This is a genomic window from Chitinimonas sp., assembly GCF_036568685.1.
Classification (GTDB): domain Bacteria; phylum Pseudomonadota; class Gammaproteobacteria; order Burkholderiales; family Chitinimonadaceae; genus Chitinimonas.
The window spans coordinates 1-4,315 of the sequence record NZ_DATCSC010000101.1 but is presented as its reverse complement, the minus strand read 5'-3'; the positions used below and the strand labels follow the sequence as shown (position 1 = coordinate 4,315).

3 protein-coding genes are annotated in these 4,315 nt (G+C 64.8%); all 3 read right to left on the bottom strand.

The window, feature by feature from the left end:
* The coding region (locus tag VIM95_RS14580; RefSeq protein ID WP_331986954.1) for an acetate--CoA ligase family protein at positions 1–1,579 on the bottom strand (1,579 nt) is incomplete at its 3' end.
* A gap of 58 nt (positions 1,580–1,637) precedes the next feature.
* Positions 1,638–1,844 (bottom strand): heavy-metal-associated domain-containing protein, encoded by a 207-nt coding sequence (locus VIM95_RS14575; protein ID WP_331986953.1) that lies wholly within the window; start codon positions 1,842–1,844, stop codon positions 1,638–1,640.
* Positions 1,845–1,958: 114 nt separating this feature from the next.
* On the bottom strand, positions 1,959–4,121 hold the full coding sequence (locus VIM95_RS14570) for a sodium-translocating pyrophosphatase (protein WP_331986951.1): 2,163 nt from the start codon (positions 4,119–4,121) through the stop codon (positions 1,959–1,961).
* Positions 4,122–4,315 lie beyond the last annotated feature (194 nt).

Sequence of the window (4,315 nt, the reverse complement as noted above, 5' to 3'; positions counted from 1 at the left end):
CCGCCTCGGCCGGCGTCGCGGCCGGCAAGGTAGGCGGGTGCGGAATATGGAAGGCGTCGAGTACCGCCAGCGACTCGGTCATGGTCAAGAGGCTGCGTCCCGCCGCCAGGGCCCCGGCAATCACCAGCCGCGCCCGGGCGATATCCGGTTCGCTACGGCTGGCCAGGGGGCCCGGCGTGTGCAGGCTCAACTCCTGCGCATAGCTCCAGGTCGCCAGGCTGGAGAAGGCTTCCACCGCATGCTCGGGCGAGGAGAAGTAGGCCATGCGGGCCCGCTCCAAGAGCTTGCGCGACAGCGCAATGCGTTTGTCACCCAGCCATACCAGCAAGAGGAGCTTGTCGCTGTGCTCGCGCAATTCGATCATGCGCTCAGCCGTGCCCAGGTGGTCGGTACCGGCCTGCGGCGTCAGCATCACCATCACGCCGTCCACGTTAGGGTCGGCGAGACAGGCTTCGGCCGCGGCCAGGAAGCGCGCTGGCGGCGCATCGCCCAGAATATCCACCGGGTTGTCGTGGCTGCCTATCTCCGGGAGTACTTCATCCAGCAGGGCCACCGTGGCCGGTGCCAGCTTGGGCAGCTCCACCGCCAGCTCGCGAGCCCGGTCCACCGCCATACGGCCCACTCCGTAGCCATTGGAGATCACGGCCAGCCGCCGGCCACGGGCCCGGTAGTTGGCCGCCAGCATGCGGGTGGCGATATTCATGTGCACCATGGTCGGCACGCGTAGCACACCGACCCGACGCAGGGCTGCATCGAAGGCGGCATCGCTACCGATCAAGCGTTCCGAATGGGTGCGTGCCGCCCGCGAGCAATCCGGCGGCTCGCGTCCAACTTTGAGGCAGACCACCGGTTTTTGCCGTGCGGCCGCACGCAGGGCGCTCATAAAGCCACGCGCCTCGCCCACATCTTCAAGGTAGATCAGAATGCCGCGGGTCTGGCTGTCCTGGGACAGGAAGTCCAGCACTTCGCCAAAGTTCACGTCGGCCGCCGCCCCCAGCGAGATCACCGCCGAGAAGCCCACCTCATGGGCCTCGGCCCAATCCAGGATGGCACTGGCAACCGAGCTTGATTGCGCCACCAGGGCCAGATTGCCGCGCTTGACCTGGCCCTGGTAGTTGGCCGCGATCAGACCGCAGCTGGGCCGCATCATACCCAGCAGGTTGGGGCCCAGCATGCGCACACCGTAGCGGTGGGCGATGGCCACCGCCTCCTGCAGCAGCGCCCGGTTGGTACGGTCCACCGCCACAAAGTCGCGCGACAGCACCAGAACCGCCTTCACGCCCCGTTCACCACATTCGCGCACCAAGTCAGGCAGGGTACGGGCCGGTGTGGCGATGATGGCGAGGTCGATCTCCCCTTCCGGAATAGCCGCCACGCGCGGGTAGACCGTCTCCCCATAGACCTTGGGGTGGCGCAGGTTGACCCCGTACAGGCAGCCCTTGAAGGGGGCGTCGAGCAGATTGCGGAAGACCCGCGCACCCACCGAATCCTGGGTTTCAGAGGCCCCGATCACCACCACACAGCTGGGTTGGAACAGCGGCGTCAGGTAGTGGGCTTTCATCGCGGTCCAGCGATCCATGGCTTACTCGCAAGCAGGCTAGTGGCGTCAGTGTAGTGTGTTCGGGTCCAGACCAGGCTCAGCCGGTCACGTCGTAACCCGCATCCTCGATCGCCTGGCGCAGTACGGTCGGGTTGGTGCGACTGGCGTCATAGTCCACCTTGGCCTGGCCTAGCGCCAGATCCACCGCAACGGCCGTGACACCGGTCACCGCCTTGAGCGCCTTCTCCACCGAGGCAACGCAGCCGCCGCAGCTCATGCCCTCGATCTGGAATTGCTGTTCCATGTCCGTCTCCAAGCCAGTCTAGATACGATCATTATCCGGCAAAAGCCGGCCAGGCAAAGCAGCGGGCCCCTCAAAGGGGCCCGCTGCTTGATGTGGAACAGACCGGCGCGCCGGCTATAGCGCTTTGCCTGCTACCTGGGTCTGCGCCAATGGCTGGGCTGCCGACTTGGCAGGCACCACCTGCTGCTGCCCCACCGGTGGTGTGGCGGGCGTCTCATGGCTCAAGGTACCCGGCAACAGCGGCACGATCAGCAACGCCACGATATTGATGATCTTGATCAGCGGGTTGACCGCCGGGCCGGCCGTATCCTTGTAAGGGTCGCCCACGGTATCGCCGGTCACCGCCGCCTTGTGCGCCTCGCTGCCCTTGCCGCCGAAGTGGTTGTCTTCGATGTACTTCTTGGCATTGTCCCAGGCACCGCCGCCGGTACACATGGAGATCGCCACGAAGAGCCCGGTGACAATGGTCCCCATCAAGAGGCCGCCCAAGGCCACCGGTCCCAGCACGAGCCCCACCAGGATGGGTACCACTACCGGCAAGAGCGAAGGCACGATCATTTCCTTGATCGCTGCCGAAGTCAGCATATCCACCGCCTTGCCATACTCCGGCTTGCCGGTGCCTTCCATGATGCCGGGGATGTCACGGAACTGCCGCCGTACTTCCTCCACCACCGCGCCAGCCGAGCGGCCCACCGCCTCCATGGCCATGGCGGCGAACAGATAGGGGATCAGCCCACCGATAAAGAGGCCAACGATCACCATATGGTCTGAGAGATCAAAACTCACATATTTGCCACTGCCGGCCAGCGCATGGGTGTAGTCGGCAAACAGGACCAGGGCCGCGAGGCCGGCCGAGCCGATGGCATAGCCCTTGGTCACCGCCTTGGTGGTATTGCCGACCGCATCCAGCGGGTCGGTGATGTCGCGCACCTCATCCGGCAGGCCGGCCATCTCGGCGATACCGCCCGCGTTGTCGGTGATCGGGCCATAGGCGTCCAGCGCCACCACAATGCCGGCCATGGACAGCATGGAGGTCGCCGCCACCGCGATGCCATAGAGCCCGGCCAGCCAGTAGGCGAGCAGGATGGCGAGACAGACGAACAACACCGGCCAGGCCGTGGACTTCATGCTCACGCCAATGCCGGCAATGATGTTGGTACCGTGCCCGGTGGTGGACGCCTTGGCGATATGCTGCACCGGACCGTACTGGGTGCCGGTGTAGTACTCGGTGATCCATACCAGGAGCGCAGTCAGGCCCAGGCCCACCACGGCCGAGCCGAACAGCCGCATCTGGCTGCCTGCGGCACCAAGCGCGTTGTCCGGCAAAAATTCGCGGGTAATGAAGAAGAAGCCCACCAGCGATACCAGCCCCGCCACGATCAGGCCCTTGTAGAGTGCCGGCATCACATTCTTGCTGCCTGGCGTAGCCTTCACAAAGAAACAACCGATGATGGAACTGATGATGGAGAAGCCACCCAGCACCAGCGGGTAGACCGCAGCCTCGGCCGCCGCACCCTTGATGGTCAGCGCCCCCAGCACCATGGTGGCAATCAGGGTCACCGCATAGGTCTCGAACAGGTCGGCCGCCATGCCGGCACAGTCGCCCACGTTGTCGCCGACATTGTCGGCAATCACCGCCGGGTTGCGTGGGTCATCCTCGGGGATACCAGCCTCGACCTTGCCAACCAGGTCCGCGCCCACGTCGGCACCCTTGGTGAAGATGCCTCCCCCCAGACGCGCGAAGATGGAGATCAGCGAGGAGCCGAAGGCAAAGCCCATCAGCGGCTTGAGCGTATCGGACAGGGCCACGCCGGCACCGGCATGGCTGATCAGGTAACCATACAGCAAACCGACGCCCAACAGGCCCAGCCCGACCACCAGGAGGCCGGTGATGGCCCCGCCACGAAAAGCGACGTTGAGCGCCTCCTGGATGCCGAGCGTGGCTGCCTGGGCGGTACGCACATTGGCCCGCACCGAGACATTCATACCGATAAAGCCACAGGCCCCCGACAGGATGGCACCGGCCACGAAGGCTGCCGCGGTCAGCGGACTGATGAAGACGCCGATCAAGATGGCCAGTACCACCCCTACCAGGGCAATGGTCTTGTACTGGCGGGCAAGGTATGCCTCCGCTCCCTGCTGGATGGCAGCGGCGATCTCCTGCATACGGGGGTTGCCAGCGTCCTGCGCCAGGATCCAGTTGCGTGACACAAAACCGAACACCACGGCCACAAGGCCGCAGATAAGGGCGAAATACAGCGCTACGGATGACGTCATGTGAGGGTCTCCCTGCTGAGTTATGGTGCTGCCTGTCTCCACGGGTTAGGAGATGCGCGGCGGTGAGCTTGTCGCGCGACGCCTGCCCGAACCGGTATAGCTGCCCCTGACTGCGCTTGCCAAACTGCTTGACCCGCCAAAAGTGCTTGATCCGACGCGGGAATGGTAAAATCAGCCAATTCGACCGGCCTGCA

Coding starts and splice junctions, on each gene's coding strand:
- VIM95_RS14575 (WP_331986953.1), bottom strand. CDS start 1,844: ATGGAACAGCAATTCCAGATCGAGGGCATGAGCTGCGGCGGCTGCGTT.
- VIM95_RS14570 (WP_331986951.1), bottom strand. CDS start 4,121: ATGACGTCATCCGTAGCGCTGTATTTCGCCCTTATCTGCGGCCTTGTG.